The following is a 16602-nucleotide window of genomic DNA, read 5'->3' as shown; positions in this document are numbered from 1 at the left end:
GCTTCCCGTGGGTTAGGCAAACAGGCAGTTCCAAAGCTAGAAAAACGGTGCTTATATGCGGCCTTCGCGAGCCTGACAGAGGGGCTTGGAAGAACATCAGGGAGTGCTCAATGAAAAAGAAACTGACTTTTGCAGCCGCGTTGCTGGCTGCAAGCGTCCTCGGCGGCATGGCCAATGCAAAACAACTGGTCTATTGCTCGGAGGCTTCGCCGGCCGGCTTCGACCCGTCGCCATGGAGCGGCGGCAACGACTTCGACGCCTCGTCGCGCACCATCTATTCGCGCCTGGTCGAGTTCGAGCATGGCAAGACTACCATCTCGCCCGGCCTGGCCGAGAGCTGGACGGTTTCCGACGACGGTCTCGAATACACCTTCAACCTTCGCCCGGGTGTGAAATTCCAGACGACCGATTATTTCACGCCGACGCGCGACCTCAACGCCGACGACGTGATCTTTTCCTTCGAACGCCAGTGGAAGAAAGAAAGCCCGTGGTACAGCTATCTGGAAGGCACCGGCTGGGAATATTTCACCGGCATGGGCTTCCCCGATCTCCTGAAGGAAATCGTCAAGGTCGACGACCTGACGGTGAAATTCGTGCTGAACAAGCCTGAAGTCGCGTTCCTGCCGGACCTCGGCATGGATTTCGCCTCGATCGTTTCCAAGGAATATGCCGACCAGCTCGACAAGGCCGGCACCAGGCAGCAGTTCACCCAGAAGCCGGTCGGCACTGGTCCGTTCCAGTTCGTCGACTATCAGGTCGATGCGGTCGTGCGCTATGCAGCATGGGACGGCTACTATGGCGGCCGCCAGAAGATCGATGATCTGATCTTCGCCATCACGCCCGACCCCGCCGTGCGCGCGCAGAAGCTGAAGGCGGGCGAATGCGATATCATGTCATACCCGGCGCCGGCCGACATTGCCGGACTGCAGGCCGACGCGAACCTCAAGGTCGACGAGCAGGAAGGCCTGAACATCGGCTACATGGCTTACAACACGACGCAGCCGCCCTTCGACAAGGTCGAGGTCCGCAAGGCCCTCAACATGGCGGTAAACAAGAAGGCGATCATCGACGCGGTCTATCAGGGCGCCGGTGCGCCGGCCATCAACCCGATCCCGCCGACCATGTGGTCCTATAACAAGGACATCAAGGACGATCCCTATGATCCGGAGGCGGCCAAGAAGATGCTGGCCGATGCAGGCGTCAAGGATCTGTCGATGAAGATCTGGGCTATGCCGGTCAGCCGCCCCTACAACCCGAACGCCCAGCGCGTCGCCGAGTTGATCCAGGCCGATTATGCCGCCGTCGGGGTCAAGGCGGAGATCGTCAGTTACGAATGGACCGAGTATCGCCAGCGCGGCAAGGCTAAGGATCGCGATGGCGCCTTCCAACTGGGCTGGACCGGTGACAATGGCGATCCGGACAACTTCTTTTTCCTGCTCGGTTGCGATGCCATCGGCCAGTCCAATTATGCGATCTGGTGCAACCAGGAATTCGAAGCCCTGCTGAAAAAAGGCAAGGCGACGACGGACGTCGCCGAGCGCACCAAGATCTACGAGGAAGCTCAGGTGGTGTTCAAGCGTGAGGCTCCGTGGCTGACCATCGCCCACTCCAAGGTCTTCATGCCGATGAACAAGAAGGTGTCGGGCTTCGTTATGGACCCGCTCGGCATTCATCGGTTTGACGGCGTCGACGTCACCGAATAAGTCCTGAGAAATTGAACGGCGGCGCTGGACTTCCCGCGCCGCCGTTCTATGAAGCAAGATGCTCCGTTATCTCCTCCACAAGCTCGCTTTGATCATCCCGACCGTGTTCGGCATATCGCTGGCGGCGTTTGCTTTCGTCCGGCTTCTGCCCGGCGATCCTATCCTGGCCCTGGCGGGCGAGCGCGGCGTCAGCCCCGAGCGGTACGCCCAGCTCATCGAGCAGTTTGGCTACAACCGGCCCTATGTCATCCAATACCTGGAATATATCGGCAGGGTCCTGACCGGCGATTTCGGCATATCTATTGCCACCAAGCGGCCAGTGCTCGGCGAATTCCAGGCGCTGTTTCCAGCCACGCTGGAACTGGCGACAGTGGCGTTGATCATCGCCGTCCTGCTCGGCATTCCTGCCGGTATCTTCGCCGCGGTCAAGCGCGGCTCGTGGTTCGACCAGGCGACGATGGGTGTCGCGCTGACCGGCTATTCGATGCCGATCTTCTGGTGGGGGTTGCTGCTCATTATCTTCTTCTCCGGCTATCTCGGCTGGACGCCGGTTTCCGGCCGCATCGGCCTGCAGTATTTCTTCAGGCCGACGACCGGGTTCATGCTCATCGACAGCCTGATCTCCGGCAGGAGCGGCGCTTTCAAATCTGCCGTCAGCCATTTGATCCTGCCGTCGATCGTGCTGGCGACGATCCCGCTTGCCGTCATAGCGCGCCAGACGCGCTCGGCGATGCTCGAGGTGCTGGGCGAGGACTATGTCCGCACCGCGCGCGCCAAGGGCCTGGCGCCGCGCCGCGTCATCGGTCTGCACGCTTTTCGCAACGCGCTGATCCCGGTGGTCACCACCATTGGACTGCAGGTCGGCACCTTGATGGCGGGCGCCATTCTGACCGAGACCATTTTTTCCTGGCCGGGCATCGGCAAATGGATGATCGATGCCATCGGCAAGCGCGACTATGTCGTCGTCCAGAGCGGATTGCTGATCATCGCGCTGATCGTCATGGCGGTGAACCTGATCGTCGACGTGCTCTACGCCGTCATCAATCCGCGCATCCGGGTGCAGTGAGATGACCGACGAATCCGCCGCCGAAGCTACCGCCGCCTCCATCCCGACAGGCGGCAGGCAACGGGCTTTCGCCGAGTTCTGGCACTACTTCTCGATGAACACCGGCGCGGTCATCGGCCTTGTCGTGTTTTCGGCGCTGGTGCTGGTGGCGATCTTTGCGCCGTTCGTCGCCCCACATTCGCCCGACGAGCAGTTTCGCGATGCGCTGCTGGCACCCCCTGCCTGGCAGGAAGGCGGCAAATCGATGTTCCTGCTCGGCACCGACGCGGTCGGCCGCGACATGCTTTCACGGTTGATCTTCGGGGCGCGTTTCTCGCTGTTCATCGGTCTGGTGGTCGTTGTCTTCTCGCTCACCAGCGGCATCGTGCTTGGCGTGCTCGCCGGCTATTTCCGCGGCTGGGTCGACACGCTGATCATGCGCATCATGGATATCATCCTGGCCTTCCCGTCGCTGCTTCTGGCGCTGGTGCTGGTGGCGATCCTCGGCCCCGGCCTTTTCAATGCCATGCTGGCGATCGCGCTGGTGCTGCAGCCGCATTTTGCGCGCCTCACCCGCGCCGCCGTGATGGCCGAAAAGAACCGCGAATATGTCATCTCCGCCAAGGTGGCTGGTGCCGGTCATCTTCGCTTGATGGTGAGGACGATCCTGCCGAACTGCCTGGCACCGCTGATCGTGCAGGCGACGTTGTCCTTCTCCAACGCTATTCTCGAGGCTGCGGCGCTCGGCTTCCTCGGTGTCGGTGCGCAGCCGCCGACGCCGGAATGGGGCACGATGCTCGCCTCGGCGCGCGAGTTCATCCTGCGCGCGCCTTGGGTGGTGACCTTCCCCGGCCTTGCTATCCTGATCACTGTGCTTGCCATCAATCTGATCGGCGATGGCTTGCGCGATGCCTTCGATCCCAAGCTGAAGAGGTCATAATCCAATGCCTCTTCTCGAGATCAAGAACCTGACCGTTTCCTTCGACACCGCCGCTGGACCATTCATGGCGGTACAAGGCATCGACCTGTCGGTCGAACCGCGCGAGGTGCTGGCGATCGTCGGCGAATCCGGTTCGGGCAAGTCGGTGGCGATGCTGGCGGTGATGGGGCTTTTGCCCAATACCGCGACGGTGAGGGCCGACCGCATGGCCTTCGACGGCATCGACCTGCTCAAGCTCGGCCCATCCGAGCGGCGCAAGATCGTCGGCAAGGACATTTCGATGATCTTCCAGGAGCCGGTCGCCAGCCTCAACCCGTGCTTCACCGTCGGCTTCCAGATCGAGGAGGTGCTGCGCTTCCATATGGGCATGGACCGCGCCCAGCGCCGGGCGCGTGCCATCGAATTGATGAAGTTGGTCGGCATCGCCGACCCCGAGGAACGGCTGGGCTCCTTCCCGCACCAGATGTCGGGTGGTCAGTGTCAGCGCGTCATGATCGCCATCGCCATCGCCTGTAATCCCAAGCTTTTGATCGCCGACGAGCCAACCACGGCGCTCGACGTCACCATCCAGAAGCAGATCCTCGATCTGCTGGTCGGCCTGCAGGCCAAATATGGCATGGGCCTGATCATGATCACCCACAATATGGGGGTGGTTGCCGAGACCGCCGACCGTGTCATCGTCCAGTACAAGGGCCGCAAGATGGAAGAGGCCGACGTGCTGTCGCTGTTCGAGTCCCCCAAGAGCAACTACACGCGCGCGCTCCTGTCGGCGCTGCCCGAAAACGCCGTCGGCGACCGGTTGCCTACTGTTTCCGACATGCTGTTCGAGCCAGCCCCATCTGTAGTCGCAGCCCGGTCCGCAGGAGGAACCGCCTCATGAGCGTGACGGTAGTCGAAGGCAAGAACATCGTGCGCGACTATCATGTCGGTGGCGGGCTTTTCCGCCCCTCCCGTACGGTTCATGCGGTCAAGGGTGTTTCGTTCAGCGTCGACAAGGGCAAGACGCTGGCCATCGTCGGCGAGAGCGGCTGCGGCAAGTCAACACTCGCCCGCATCATCACCCTGATCGACCCGGCGACCTCCGGCGAGCTTTTCATCGACGGCAAGAAGGTAGACATCGGCAGGAACGGCCTGTCGAAGGAAATGCGCCGCAAGGTCCAGATCGTCTTCCAGAACCCTTATGGTTCGCTCAATCCACGCCAGAAGATCGGCGACGTGCTTGGCGAGCCGCTGCTCATCAACACCGACAACACGGCCGACGAGCGGCGCGATCTTGCCATGAAGATGCTAGAGAAGGTCGGTCTCGGCCCCGAGCACTTTAATCGCTACCCGCATATGTTTTCGGGCGGCCAGCGCCAGCGGATCGCCATCGCCCGCGCGCTGATGCTCAACCCCAGCCTTCTGGTGCTGGACGAGCCGGTCTCGGCACTTGATCTTTCGGTGCAGGCGCAGGTGCTGAACCTGCTCGCCGACCTGCAGGACGAGTTTCAGCTAACCTATGTTTTCATCAGCCACGACCTGTCGGTGGTGCGCTACATCGCCGACGACGTGATGGTGATGTACTTCGGCGAAGCGGTCGAATACGGCTCGCGCGACGAGGTCTTCGCCGACCCCAAGCACAGCTACACCAGGACGCTGTTCGCGGCGACGCCGCGTGCCGACGTTGCCAGCATCAAGGCACGGTTGGCGAAGAAGAAGGCCGCCTGATCCGGCGAGGTTTGCCGGCCGGCTACCGCTTCTCGATCCCCGGAATGCCGGAGATCTGCTCGGCGAGAAAGTCGACCAGCAGCCGCACCCGGGCAATGCCCGCACGCTCCGGAACGATCAGCATGCTCAGCGGGACGGGAGGCGGAAAATAGCCCGGCAGGACCACTTCCAGCCGGTCGGCCGCCAGAAGATCGTCGACAAGCCAGTGGTGGGCGGGTGCGATGCCGCGTCCGGCGACAAGGGCTTCGCGCGCAGCAAGCCCATGGTCGACCAGAAATCTGCCGCCAAAGGGCACCGCAAAGGTCTCGCCGCCCGGCCCCTGCAAGGTGAGCGTGTCGCTTCCCGCGATGTTCGACATCCGGATGCCTTCATGGCCAGGCAGATCCTGCGGGACAGCCGGTCTGCCCCGCGCCGCCAGATAGGCCGTCGCCGCCACCAGCAGACGCCGGGACTGGCCGAGCGCCCGCAGTTTCATTGAGCTGTCGGTGAGCGGGCCGAGGCGAAGCGCGATGTCGACGCCCTCCCGCACAAGGTTGATGCGCTCGTCGGTAAGGCTGAGATCGATGCCGATGTAGGGATAGCGGTCCTGAAAGGCGAAGATCAGCCGGCTGACATGTAAGACCCCGAGCGCCGCCGTGCAGGATATCCGGATCGTGCCGGCCGACGCGCCGCGCGCGCCCCGCGCCTCATCGCCGGCCTGCTCAACGAGGCGTAGGATCTGGACGCTGTCGGCATAGTAACGGCTGCCTTCATCGGTCATCGTGACACGCCGGGTGGTCCTGCCGAGCAAGGGCACGCCGACGGCCTCCTCGAGCTCCCTTAGATGCCGCGTGACCGTCGATTGCCCAACTCCGAGTTCGCGTGCCACTGCCGAGAGGCTGCCGCGCTCGGCGACGCGAACAAAGGTGCGAATACGCTCGAGCGTGACGTCAGATCTATCCATTATTCGGCATAATCTTATGCATTGTCTACATATAGCGGATCAGGCAACGGCTGGCTACCTTTGGTGTCTATCGTCCTTCTTCGGAGTTGACCCATGAAAGTCCTGCTTGTTTTTGCTCATCCTGAACCGCGTTCGCTCAACGGCGCGCTGCGTGACGTCGCCATCAGGGAACTCGAGGCCCAGGGCCACGAGGTGCGGGTGTCGGACCTCTATGCCGATGGCTGGAAAGCCGAGGTGGACCGTGCCGACTTTCCGTCGTGGCCGCCTGAAGCACGCTTCCTGCCGGCCGGCGCCTCCAAAAAAGCTTTTGGGAGCGGCACTCTGACCGAAGACGTCAAAGTGGAGATCGACAAGCTGCTATGGGCCGATACCCTGATCCTCCAGTTCCCGCTGTGGTGGTACGCCATGCCGGCGATCCTCAAGGGCTGGGTCGATCGCGTGTACGCTTACGGCTTCGCCTATGGCGTTGGCGAGCACAGCGACAAGCGGTGGGGTGACCGCTTTGGTGAGGGAACGCTCGCCGGCAAGCGCGCAATGCTGATCGTGACCACCGGCGGCTGGGAGGAGCATTATTCCGCCCGCGGCGTCAACGGCCCGATCGACGACCTGCTGTTCCCGATCAATCACGGGATTCTATACTATCCGGGCTACGACGTGCTTCCGCCGTTCGTGGTTTACAGGGTGGACCGTTTCGGGGAGGCGGATTTCGAGCCTGTCGCGGAGCGACTGCGCGAAAGGATGCGAACGCTCGAGACAATCCGGCCCATTCGTTATCGGCAGCAGAATGGCGGCGATTACTTGATCCCAAGCATGCAATTGCGCCCCGGCTTGGAGAACCCGGGTGCGACCGCCTTTGCGCTTCACGAGGATCGCGCCGGCGCCGCCGCCCAGTCCGATCAGGACAGCCGGGCGATGATGGTGCGCAGCGCCTCGCCGAAGCGCCGGACTTCCTCGATCGTATTGTAATGCACCAGCGAGGCGCGCACGGCGCCGCTGTCCATGCTGAGGTTGAGCCGCTTCATCAGACGCGGCGCATACATGTGGCCGTCGCGAACGCCGATCTGCATCTCGGCCATTTCCTCGACGATCCTCTGCGGCGACAGCGTGCCGACATTGAAGCAGAAGGTCGGCACGCGCTCGCTGAGGCGTGCCTCTTCGGCCACGCCGTAGATCGTCGCGCCGCAATCTTTGAGCACCGCCAGCATTTCGCGCGCCAGCACCTGTTCGTAGTCGCGGATGGCATTCATGCCGGCGACGATGTTGTCGCGGCGCGACCGGTTATTCTCTGACAAGAAATTGCGGCCGATCGATTCGAGGTAGCGCACCGCGGCATCCATGCCGGAGACGTTCTCGTAAATGAAGGTACCGGCCTCGATTTTGTAGGGCGGCTCGTCGGGGATGAAATCTTCGCGGAAGGTCGGCAGGCGCTTCAGAGTTTCGAAGCGGCCCCACAGGAAGCCCATATGCGGCGAGAAATTCTTGTAGCCGGAGCAGACCAGATAGTCGCAATCCCAGGCCTGCACATCGATCAGCCCGTGCGGCCCGTAATGCACGCAGTCGAGGAACACTTCGGCGCCTGCCGCATGCGCAATCCCAGCCACGGAGGCAACGTCGACAATCGAGCCGATCGAATGCGCCGTTACCGTGCAGGCGACGAGCCGGGTGTGCTCTGAGACCAGCGGGCGCAAATCGTCGACATGCAGATTGCCGTCCTCGCGCATCCGCCACCATTTGAACTTGGCGCCGGCGGGCGCCAGCGCCAGCCACGTCGCGATATTGGCATCGTGATCCATGTCGGTGATGACGATCTCGTCACGCTCCCCGTTTGGGCGCTCGGAAAGCATCTGGCCGATGCCGAGGCTGACCAGGCGGATGAACGAAGTGGCGTTCATGCCGAAACAGATCTCCGCCGGGTCGGTGGCGTTGATCAGCAAGGCCACGCTTTCGCGAGCGCCGGCGACGGCTTGGTCGACGGTGACGCTGCGGCCATAGCGGCCGCCGCGCTGCACATTATGCGCGACCAAATGGTTGGTGACCGCATCGAGCACGCTTTGCGGGATCTGCGCGCCGGCGGCATTGTCCATGAAGACGAAGTCCCCGGCTTGCTGCAAGGCGGGAAACATGGCGCGGATCGTCTCGACCGGGAAAGCTGCGGCATCGCCGGTTTTCGAAATCTGATGCTGGTTCAAGGTCGTCTCCTGCGAGGTGCGCTGACAGATTCAGCGGGTCTTTTCGGTTTGAAAGCGGCGTTCAAGGAGGCTGACGAGACGGACCATCGGCCAGAGAAAGATGAGATAGACCAGCGCCGCGCCGATCAGCGGTGAAGGATTGGCATAGAGCGATTGCGCGTTGGTCGCTTCCTTCAGCAGTTCGGGCAGCGCCACGGTGGAAGCGAGCGAAGTATCCTTGAACATCGAAACGCAATTGCTGGTCATTGGCGGAATGACGACGCGGATCGCCTGCGGCAGCACTACCTTGCGCAAGGTCAGCAAGAACGGCAGGCCGAGCGCCTGCGCCGCCTCGAACTGGCCGCGCGGAATGCTCTCTATACCGGAGCGGAACACCTCGGCCGAATAGGCCGCCATGATGATGGCGAAGGCCATCACCGCGGACGTCCACGATGACAGGCGAATACCGAGGAACGGCAGCGCATAGTAGATCAGGATCAGCACGACCAGCACCGGCATCGCCCGGAAAATGTCAATGTAGCCGACAGCCAGCAGCCGAAGCGGCTTTGGCGCATAGAGCCGCACCAGGCTGATCGCGAGGCCGACGGGAATACCGATGCCGATGCTCATGATTCCGAGCAGCAGGGTGTTCAGGAAACCGCGCAGCAGCGCCGGCAGGCTGGAGACCATGACGTCGGCGTTGAAGAAGGTGTCCAGCAGCGACATCGCAGCATTTCCGAAACGTTTGGCGTCCCGCGACGCTCGAGCCCGAGCCCGAAATCCGAAATCGTGCCGGCATCGAAAGCCGGCACGACATTTAAGCGCGAACTGCCGCTCAGGCCTTCGGCATAGGCATTTCCTTGACGGTCGAGGAATCGGCAGGTGCGTCGCTGCCGAACCACTTCTTGTGGATCGCGGCCAGCGTGCCGTCCTTCTTCATCGCGGTCAGCGCGTCGTTCAGCTTGCCGAGCAGCGGGTGGTCTTTGGTCATCATCAGACCGTACTGCTCGCCGGTCTTGATGCGCTCTTTTACGGCGAGATCCTTCATCCTGGTGAAAGAATATTCCAGGCCCGGAATATCGCTGACCGCCGCATCGACGCGGCCGGAGCTGAGATCGAGCAGCAAATTCTGCTGCGTGTCGTAGCCCTTGACGTCACTGAACCCGTCCGCTTCCTGGTGGGCCGTGACCCAGGCTTCGCCGGTCGAGCCGGACAGCACGCCGACGATCTTGCCCTTGAGGTCGGCCTCGGCCTTGATCGGGCTGTCGGCCTTCGCGGCGATGCCCATGTCGGAATCATAGTAGGGCTGCGTGAACGACTGAGACTTCAGCCGCTCCGGCGTGATGGTGATCGACGAGATGGCGACGTCGATGCGCTTCGAGGTGGTGGCGGCGAACAGCGCCTGGAAACCGAGATCGGCGATATCAGTGGTCATGCCGATACGCTTTGCCGCCTCATTGATGATGTCGACTTCGAAACCCTCGAACGTGCCGCTCTCGTTCTTGTATTCAAAAGGCGGATTGGTCGGATAGGCGCCGACATTCAGCGTGCCTTCGGCGTAGGCCGGGCCGCCAGCGATGCCGATGGCAGCAGCAAGAAGCAGCAGGTTGCGACGGGTGAAGTTCATTTTCGTTCCCTCTGGTTGTGATCGGACGGGTCTGGCCCCGCACGGTTTTGATGCGCCAAGTGACGGGACTGCCGGAAAGCCCTCCCGGCACGGCAGTCGCAAGACATTGGATGCTATCCAAAGTACCGCGCTTTTCAAGGCGAAAGTTTTAAGCTTAAAAAATTGCCACGTGTTGCCGTCACTCCGGAATAACCGCCGTGGCCTGGATCTCAACCTTGGCGCGATCCTCGACCAGCGCCATCACCTGCATGGCGGCCATCGCCGGGAAATGCCGGCCGATCACCTCGCGATAGACCTCTCCGATCCCCTTGAGATTGGCCAAATATTCCGCCTTGTCGGTAAAGTACCAGGTCATCGAGGTGATATGTTCCGGCTTGGCGTCGGCCTCGGCGAGCACAGCAACAATATTGGCCAGCGTCTGCCGCACCTGGCCGACAAGATCATCGGTCTCGAAGCGGCCCTGTCCGTTCCAGCCGACCTGCCCGCCGACGAAGACAAGCTGCCCACGCGCGGCGACGCCATTGGCGTAGCCGACGGGTTTCGCCCAGCCTTCCGGCTGCAGGATGGTGTGCATGTCAAAACCTCCCAATGCTCAAATCCGGTCGCTCAAAACTCGAAGACAATAATTTTCACGCAAACTCCTGTCTCAGGCCGCTCCCATCACTTGCCGTGCAATCACCACCTTCTGCACGTCGGACGCTCCCTCGTAGATGCGCAGCGCCCGGATCTCGCGATACAGGCTTTCGACGATATGGCCCTTGCGGACGCCGTCGCCGCCATGCAGCTGCACAGCCTTGTCGATCACCTCCTGCGCTTTGTCGGTAGCGAACAGCTTGGCCATGGCGGCTTCGCGGGTAACCCGAGCCGCGCCCATGTCCTTGGTCCAGGCGGCACGATAGACCAGCAACGCGGCGGCATCGACATCCAGCGCCATGTCGGCGATGTGGCCCTGCACCATCTGCAGCTCGGCCATCGGCGCACCGAACAGCCTGCGCTCGGCCACTCTTGTGATGCTTTCGTCCAGCGCGCGCCGGGCAAAGCCGAGCGCCGCTGCGCCGACGGTCGAACGGAACACGTCGAGCACGGACATGGCGATGCGAAAACCGTCACCGGGTTTGCCGATCAGCGCCGAGGCTGGAATGCGTGCATTGTCGAAGGACAGCCGGGCGAGCGGGTGCGGCGCGATCACCTCCAGCCGCTCGGCAACGATCAGCCCCTCGGTTTCGGAAGGCACGACAAAGGCGGAAAGCCCCTTGGCGCCGGGCGCTTCGCCGGTGCGGGCAAAGACAGCATAAAAGTCAGCGATACCGCCGTTGGAGATCCAGGTCTTTTCGCCGGACAAGAGATAGCTGTCGCGGTCACGCGTGGCCGTCATTTCCATATTGGCGACGTCCGAGCCCGAGCGCGGCTCCGACAGCGCGAAAGCCGAAATCGCCTTGCCGGCCCGTGTCTTCGCCAGCCAGTGCTGCTGGTCGGGCGTGCCGAACAGGCTGAGTGCGCCGGTGCCGAGCCCTTGCATGGCGAAGGCGAAATCGGCCAGCCCGTCATGCCGGGCCAGCGTCTCGCGCGTGAGGCAGAGCGTGCGCACGTCGAGTGCTGCAGGGCTGTCAGTATCGAGCGCCGTCGGCTTCAGCCAGCCGTCCTGGCCGAGCTTGGCCACCAGCTCGCGGCAGGCCGCGTCGACATCGTCATGCGCGACCGGCAGGTTCTTGGCGCACCATGCCTCCAGCCGCTCCGCCAGATCGCGGTGGCGATCCTCGAAGAACGGCCAGGAGAGGAAGGAACGGTCAGGCATTGCTGCCTCCACAATTCTCCGGCCCTGGCGCTCCACGGCGCCCCCCTCTGTCCTGCTGGACATCTCCCCCTCTAGGGGGGAGATTGGCGGCTTCGCTGCCACGGCTCTCCCTGCGATATTGGAGATTGGCGAAAGCGGGCCTGATATCCAATCTCCCCCCTTGAGGGGGAGATGGCCGGCAGGCCAGAGGGGGGTGCTGTCCCGCCAGCGTGGAAGCGATCATCTCAATTTCCCTCGAACACCGGCTTCTCCTTGGCCACGAAAGCCGTGTACGCCCGCTCGAAATCGCGGGTCTGCATGCAGATCGCCTGCGCCTGCGCTTCCGCTTCGATCGCCTGGTCGAGACCCATCGACCATTCCTGGTTCAGCTGCGTCTTGGTCATGCCATGGGCGAAGGTCGGGCCGGAAACGATGCGCGCGGCCATGTCGAGCGCGTCGGCCTCAAGCGTTGCGGTATCGACCAGCCGGTTGTAGAAGCCCCAGCGCTCGCCTTCCTCGGCACTCATCGTGCGGCCGGTATAGAGCAGCTCGGCGGCCCGGCCCTGGCCAATGATGCGCGGCAGGATCGCGCAGGCCCCCATGTCGCAGCCGGCAAGGCCGACGCGGGTGAACAGGAATGCTGTCTTGGCCTGGGGCGTGGCGATGCGGATATCGGAGGCCATGGCGATAATCGCGCCGGCGCCGACCGCCACGCCATCGACCGCCGCAATAATCGGCTTGCCGCAATTCAGCATCGCCTTGACGAAATCGCCCGTCATGCGGGTGAAGGCGAGCAGCGCCTTCATGTCCATCTTGACCAGTGGGCCGATGATTTCGTGGACATCGCCGCCCGAGCAGAAATTGCCGCCATTGGGCAGGACCACCACAGCATCGACATCATCGGCGTAGACAAGGTCGCGAAATATGTCGCGCAATTCGGCATAGCTGTCGAAGGTCAGCGGGTTCTTGCGCTCCGGTCGATCGAGCCGGATCTTTGCGATCTTGCCTTCGACCTGCCAGAGGAAATGCTTCGGCTTGCGGCCGGCCAGCTTCGTCATTCCCGTCCCTCCCAATTGCTGCGGAAGGAGGTCAGCATGCCGGTCAGCCGGCGCGCCTCATCCTCGCTCACATTGCCCAGCAACTCGCCGACCCATTTCTCATGCGCGGCGGCGATCACGGCGAAAATCTTCGATCCCTCTTCTGTCAGCCGCACCATCGAGGTGCGGCGGTCGCCATTGCGTCGGGCCCGCATCACCAACCCTTCCGAGACCAGCCGGTCGATGATGCCGGTGACATTGCCGTTGGACACCAGCAGGAAGCGCGAAAGATCGCTCATCAGCATGCCCTCCGGCGCGCGGTAGAGCGCGGCCATCACGTCGAAGCGTGGCAGCGTTGTGTTGAACTCTTGCCGCAGTCGTTCGCGCAGCTCGGCCTCGATGGTGCGCGAGGCGCGCAGCAGGCGTATCCACAGCCGCAGGCGGTCCTTGCCGGGTCCGGAAGGGGCGGGCAGGGGACCGGCTACCATGTCTCACCTCCGGAGATCGAAATCGTCTGCCCGGTAATCGACCGGGCGGCGTCGCCACACAGATAAAGTACCGCGGCCGCAATTTCTTCCGGCTGGATGAAGCGGCCTTGCGGGTTGGTCGCGGCTAGGCTTGTCCGTGCCTGCTCGGACGAGCGGCCGGTCGTTTGGACGATGCGCTGGACGGTGCTCTCCAGCATCTCGGTTTCGACAAACCCTGGGCACACGGCATTCACTGTTATGCCGGACTTGGCGGTCTCGACGGCGAGTGCCCGCATCAGGCCGACGACGCCATGCTTGGCGGCAACGTAAGCTGCGACATAGGGATAGCCTTTCAGTCCGGCGGTGGAAGCGACGAAGATGATACGGCCAGTCTTGCGCACTGCCATGCCGGCCAACGCCGGCTTCACCGTCAGGAACGTACCGGTCAAGTTGACGTCGAGCGTGCGCTGCCAGTCTGCCAGCGAGGTCCGCTGCGCCGGGGCACTGCCGGACATGCCGGCATTGGCAACGACGATGTCGAACGCTCCGCGTGCCGCTTCCGCGGCCTCGTAGAGCGACGCCATCGACGTCTCGTCGGTGACGTCGGCGGCAATGGCGAAGATGGACTTGTTCTCCGCGGCGACCTCGGCAAGCGGCTCCACGCGCCGGCCGCAGATGGTCACGTCAACGCCCGCGCCGGCCAGCGCCAGCGCGATCGCGCGGCCGACGCCGGAGCCGCCGCCGGTGACCAGCGCATGACGCCCCGAAATCGTCGCCGCGGCACTCATACTTTCAACCCCGCTGCCGCTTCGCGTTCGGCCAGCCGGTAGAGCTGGTCGCGGCCGGGCAGATAGGGATCCGGCCATTTGACGCCGCGATCGCCAAGCATGACGGCCGCGTGCAGCGTCCAATACGGATCGGCAAGATGCGGCCTAGCCAGTGCGACGAGATCGGCGCGGCCCGCCATCAGGATCGAGTTGACGTGGTCCGGCTCATAGATATTGCCGACCGCCATCGTCGCCATGCCGACCTCGTTGCGGATGCGATCGGAAAACGGCGTCTGGAACATGCGGCCATAGACCGGTCTTGCCACGGCCGAAGTCTGGCCGGCCGATACGTCGCAGATGTCTACGCCGGCCTCATGCAGCAGCCGCGCGATCTCTACGGCATCGGCCGGCGTCACGCCTTCGATGCCCAGCCAGTCATTGGCGGAGATGCGCATCGAGATCGGCTTCTCGGCCGGCCACGCGGCGCGCACCGCATGAAAGATTTCCAAGGGGTAGCGCATGCGGTTTTCCAGCGAGCCGCCATAGGAGTCGGTGCGCCGGTTGGTCAAGGGCGTGATGAAGGAGGACAGGAGATAGCCGTGCGCGGCGTGGATTTCGAGCATGTCGAAGCCGCAGCGCGCCGCCATCTCGGCCGAAGCGACAAACTGGTCGCGCACCATATCCATGTCGGCGCGGTCCATCGCCTTAGGCACCTGGTTTTCCCGCGACCACGGCACGGAAGACGCTGCCATGACGGGCCAATTGCCTAAGGGCAGCGGCACGTCGGTTCCCTGCCAGCCGAGCCTGGTCGACCCCTTGGCACCGGAATGGCCGATCTGGGCGCAGATCTTGGCCTCGGTTTCGGCATGGACGAACTCGACCAGCCGCTTCCAGGCGACCTCATGCTCGGGCGCATAGAAACCGGGGCAGCCAGGCGTGATGCGGCCCTCCGCGCTGACGCAGGTCATCTCGATGTAGAGGAGACCGGCGCCGCCCTTGGCCCGTTCGGCGTAATGGGCGAAATGCCAATCGGTCGGACAGCCGTCGACCGCTTTGTACTGCGCCATCGGCGAGACGACGACGCGGTTCTGCAGCGCCATGCCGCGCAGCCGGAACGGCGCGAACATCGGCGCGCGACGCAGATTGTTGCCCCCGGCGCCGGCCTGGCGCTGGAACCACTCCTCGGCGCCGGCCAGCCATTCGGCATCGCGCAGCCGCAAATTCTCGTGACTGATGCGTTGCGAACGCGTCAGCAGCGAATAGTTGAACTGCACCGGATCGAGGCCAAGATAGCGCTCGACCTCCTCGAACCATTCGAGCGAATTGCGCGCCGCCGACTGCAGCTTCAGCACTTCGGTGCGGCGGGCGTCCTCATATTTGCTAAAGGCGGCCTCGAGGTCTGGCTCGGACTCGAGATAGTCGGCCAGCGCCACCGCGCTTTCCAGCGCCAGCTTGGTGCCGGAACCGATCGAGAAATGCGCGCTCGCCGCCGCGTCGCCCATCAGCGCCAGGTTCTTGTAGGACCAGCGTTCGCACAAGACGCGCGGGAAATTAATCCACGCCGAGCCGCGGATATGATTGGCGTTGGTCATCAGCGCGTGGCCGCCGAGATGACGGGCAAAGATGCGCTCGCAGACGGCAATCGATTCCTGCTGCGACATCGCGCCGAAGCCGAAGCGCTGCCAGGTCTGCTCGCTGCATTCGACGATGAAGGTCGCGGTATCGCTGTCGAACTGGTAGGCATGCGCCCACACCCAGCCATGCTCGGTCTTTTCGAAGATGAAGGTGAAGGCGTCGTCGAATTTCTGGTGGGTGCCGAGCCAGACGAACTTGCATCTACGAATGTCGATATCGGGCTTGAACACGTCGACGAAGGCGCTCCGCGCTTTCGAGTTCAACCCGTCGGCGGCGACAACCAGGTCGTGCGTCTCCATATATGGCTTGGGATCGGCGATGTCGGTTTCGAAGACCAGCTTGACGCCGAGTTCGCGCGCCCGCCGCTGCAGCAACGTGAGCAGCCGCTTGCGGCCAATGCCGCAAAAGCCGTGACCGGTCGAGACCGTGCGCACGCCATCATGGATGACGGCGATATCGTCCCAATAGGCGAAATGCTTGCGGATCCAGACGGCGCTGACCGGGTCGTTCTTGGTCAGGTTCTCCAGCGTTTCGGCCGACAGCACGACGCCCCAGCCAAACGTATCATCGGCACGGTTGCGCTCGAACACCGTGACCTCATGCGCGGCATCCCTGAGCTTCAGCGAGATGGCAAAGTAGAGCCCGGCTGGTCCGCCGCCGAGAACCGCAACTTTCATCGTGCGATCTCCTCTTCGCTTCTGTTTGTCGAGTTTACGCCTGAGACGGATTAATTCAAGCTTGAAGTTTCAGGATTGAAACAATCCGCCCCAGAAACCCAACTTGCCGGCA

16 protein-coding genes are annotated in these 16602 nt (G+C 63.0%); 6 read left to right on the top strand and 10 right to left on the bottom strand.

Going from position 1 to position 16602, the window contains the following annotated elements; translation table 11 throughout:
* Positions 1 to 110: 110 nt before the first annotated feature.
* Genes NKI17_RS03355 through NKI17_RS03335 form a run of 5 tightly spaced genes read left to right on the top strand, consistent with a single transcriptional unit; the run spans position 111 to position 5395 of the window.
* Positions 111 to 1703, top strand: coding sequence for an ABC transporter substrate-binding protein (locus tag NKI17_RS03355; protein WP_352905394.1), 1593 nt, complete (start codon positions 111 to 113; stop codon positions 1701 to 1703).
* A 58-nt stretch (positions 1704 to 1761) separates the two neighbouring features.
* Complete coding sequence (locus NKI17_RS03350; protein WP_023676822.1) at positions 1762 to 2769, top strand: ABC transporter permease subunit; 1008 nt, start codon at positions 1762 to 1764, stop codon at positions 2767 to 2769.
* A 1-nt stretch (position 2770) separates the two neighbouring features.
* Complete coding sequence (locus NKI17_RS03345; protein WP_023676823.1) at positions 2771 to 3688, top strand: ABC transporter permease subunit; 918 nt, start codon at positions 2771 to 2773, stop codon at positions 3686 to 3688.
* A 4-nt stretch (positions 3689 to 3692) separates the two neighbouring features.
* Positions 3693 to 4568: an ABC transporter ATP-binding protein gene (locus tag NKI17_RS03340; RefSeq protein ID WP_023676824.1), complete on the top strand. Its 876-nt coding sequence runs from the start codon at positions 3693 to 3695 to the stop codon at positions 4566 to 4568.
* Positions 4565 to 5395 carry a dipeptide ABC transporter ATP-binding protein gene (locus NKI17_RS03335; protein ID WP_352905393.1) on the top strand — a complete coding sequence of 277 codons (831 nt, stop codon included), beginning with the start codon at positions 4565 to 4567 and terminating at the stop codon, positions 5393 to 5395. The genes NKI17_RS03340 and NKI17_RS03335 overlap by 4 nt, the downstream gene beginning before the upstream one ends.
* Before the next feature lie 22 nt (positions 5396 to 5417).
* Here the strand turns inward: NKI17_RS03335 and NKI17_RS03330 are convergent, their stop codons facing one another.
* Positions 5418 to 6338 carry a LysR family transcriptional regulator gene (locus tag NKI17_RS03330; protein WP_352905392.1) on the bottom strand — a complete coding sequence of 307 codons (921 nt, stop codon included), beginning with the start codon at positions 6336 to 6338 and terminating at the stop codon, positions 5418 to 5420.
* Positions 6339 to 6431: 93 nt separating this feature from the next.
* Here NKI17_RS03330 and NKI17_RS03325 point away from each other — a divergent pair, with 93 nt between their 5' ends.
* Positions 6432 to 7304 carry an NAD(P)H-dependent oxidoreductase gene (locus NKI17_RS03325; protein WP_352905391.1) on the top strand — a complete coding sequence of 291 codons (873 nt, stop codon included), beginning with the start codon at positions 6432 to 6434 and terminating at the stop codon, positions 7302 to 7304.
* Here NKI17_RS03325 and NKI17_RS03320 read toward each other — a convergent pair.
* The 9 genes from NKI17_RS03320 to NKI17_RS03280 all read right to left on the bottom strand — a co-directional run bounded on the left by NKI17_RS03320 (position 7235) and on the right by NKI17_RS03280 (position 16490).
* Complete coding sequence (locus NKI17_RS03320; protein ID WP_352577489.1) at positions 7235 to 8527, bottom strand: cysteine desulfurase-like protein; 1293 nt, start codon at positions 8525 to 8527, stop codon at positions 7235 to 7237. The genes NKI17_RS03325 and NKI17_RS03320 overlap by 70 nt on opposite strands.
* Before the next feature lie 30 nt (positions 8528 to 8557).
* Entirely contained in the window at positions 8558 to 9232 is a 675-nt protein-coding gene (locus NKI17_RS03315) for an amino acid ABC transporter permease (protein ID WP_292656040.1), read from the bottom strand.
* Between the two features lie 109 nt (positions 9233 to 9341).
* Positions 9342 to 10133 carry an ABC transporter substrate-binding protein gene (locus tag NKI17_RS03310; protein WP_352570264.1) on the bottom strand — a complete coding sequence of 264 codons (792 nt, stop codon included), beginning with the start codon at positions 10131 to 10133 and terminating at the stop codon, positions 9342 to 9344.
* Between the two features lie 178 nt (positions 10134 to 10311).
* Positions 10312 to 10707, bottom strand: coding sequence for a RidA family protein (locus NKI17_RS03305; protein WP_023676831.1), 396 nt, complete (start codon positions 10705 to 10707; stop codon positions 10312 to 10314).
* A gap of 72 nt (positions 10708 to 10779) precedes the next feature.
* On the bottom strand, positions 10780 to 11928 hold the full coding sequence (locus NKI17_RS03300) for an acyl-CoA dehydrogenase family protein (RefSeq protein WP_352577490.1): 1149 nt from the start codon (positions 11926 to 11928) through the stop codon (positions 10780 to 10782).
* A 224-nt stretch (positions 11929 to 12152) separates the two neighbouring features.
* Positions 12153 to 12965 (bottom strand): enoyl-CoA hydratase family protein, encoded by an 813-nt coding sequence (locus NKI17_RS03295; protein ID WP_023676833.1) that lies wholly within the window; start codon positions 12963 to 12965, stop codon positions 12153 to 12155.
* Positions 12962 to 13432 (bottom strand): MarR family winged helix-turn-helix transcriptional regulator, encoded by a 471-nt coding sequence (locus NKI17_RS03290; RefSeq protein WP_023676834.1) that lies wholly within the window; start codon positions 13430 to 13432, stop codon positions 12962 to 12964. The genes NKI17_RS03295 and NKI17_RS03290 overlap by 4 nt, the downstream gene beginning before the upstream one ends.
* Complete coding sequence (locus NKI17_RS03285; protein WP_023676835.1) at positions 13426 to 14199, bottom strand: SDR family NAD(P)-dependent oxidoreductase; 774 nt, start codon at positions 14197 to 14199, stop codon at positions 13426 to 13428. Before NKI17_RS03285 ends, NKI17_RS03290 begins: the two co-directional genes overlap by 7 nt.
* Positions 14196 to 16490, bottom strand: a complete 2295-nt coding sequence (locus tag NKI17_RS03280; protein ID WP_352570269.1) for a bifunctional salicylyl-CoA 5-hydroxylase/oxidoreductase — start codon at positions 16488 to 16490, stop codon at positions 14196 to 14198. The genes NKI17_RS03285 and NKI17_RS03280 overlap by 4 nt, the downstream gene beginning before the upstream one ends.
* Positions 16491 to 16602 lie beyond the last annotated feature (112 nt).

The sequence above is a fragment of the Mesorhizobium sp. M0816 genome (assembly GCF_040320005.1).
GTDB lineage: Bacteria > Pseudomonadota > Alphaproteobacteria > Rhizobiales > Rhizobiaceae > Mesorhizobium.
The sequence above is the reverse complement of the archived record's forward strand: the minus strand, read 5'-3'. Positions and strand labels throughout refer to the sequence as shown.

Bases quoted from the DNA above. Each gene is read 5' to 3' on its own strand.
- NKI17_RS03355 (WP_352905394.1), top strand. From the start codon at position 111: ATGAAAAAGAAACTGACTTTTGCAGCCGCGTTGCTGGCTGCAAGCGTC.
- NKI17_RS03350 (WP_023676822.1), top strand. From the start codon at position 1,762: ATGCTCCGTTATCTCCTCCACAAGCTCGCTTTGATCATCCCGACCGTG.
- NKI17_RS03345 (WP_023676823.1), top strand. From the start codon at position 2,771: ATGACCGACGAATCCGCCGCCGAAGCTACCGCCGCCTCCATCCCGACA.
- NKI17_RS03340 (WP_023676824.1), top strand. From the start codon at position 3,693: ATGCCTCTTCTCGAGATCAAGAACCTGACCGTTTCCTTCGACACCGCC.
- NKI17_RS03335 (WP_352905393.1), top strand. From the start codon at position 4,565: ATGAGCGTGACGGTAGTCGAAGGCAAGAACATCGTGCGCGACTATCAT.
- NKI17_RS03330 (WP_352905392.1), bottom strand. From the start codon at position 6,338: ATGGATAGATCTGACGTCACGCTCGAGCGTATTCGCACCTTTGTTCGC.
- NKI17_RS03325 (WP_352905391.1), top strand. From the start codon at position 6,432: ATGAAAGTCCTGCTTGTTTTTGCTCATCCTGAACCGCGTTCGCTCAAC.
- NKI17_RS03315 (WP_292656040.1), bottom strand. From the start codon at position 9,232: ATGTCGCTGCTGGACACCTTCTTCAACGCCGACGTCATGGTCTCCAGC.
- NKI17_RS03310 (WP_352570264.1), bottom strand. From the start codon at position 10,133: ATGAACTTCACCCGTCGCAACCTGCTGCTTCTTGCTGCTGCCATCGGC.
- NKI17_RS03305 (WP_023676831.1), bottom strand. From the start codon at position 10,707: ATGCACACCATCCTGCAGCCGGAAGGCTGGGCGAAACCCGTCGGCTAC.
- NKI17_RS03300 (WP_352577490.1), bottom strand. From the start codon at position 11,928: ATGCCTGACCGTTCCTTCCTCTCCTGGCCGTTCTTCGAGGATCGCCAC.
- NKI17_RS03295 (WP_023676833.1), bottom strand. From the start codon at position 12,965: ATGACGAAGCTGGCCGGCCGCAAGCCGAAGCATTTCCTCTGGCAGGTC.
- NKI17_RS03290 (WP_023676834.1), bottom strand. From the start codon at position 13,432: ATGGTAGCCGGTCCCCTGCCCGCCCCTTCCGGACCCGGCAAGGACCGC.
- NKI17_RS03285 (WP_023676835.1), bottom strand. From the start codon at position 14,199: ATGAGTGCCGCGGCGACGATTTCGGGGCGTCATGCGCTGGTCACCGGC.
- NKI17_RS03280 (WP_352570269.1), bottom strand. From the start codon at position 16,490: ATGAAAGTTGCGGTTCTCGGCGGCGGACCAGCCGGGCTCTACTTTGCC.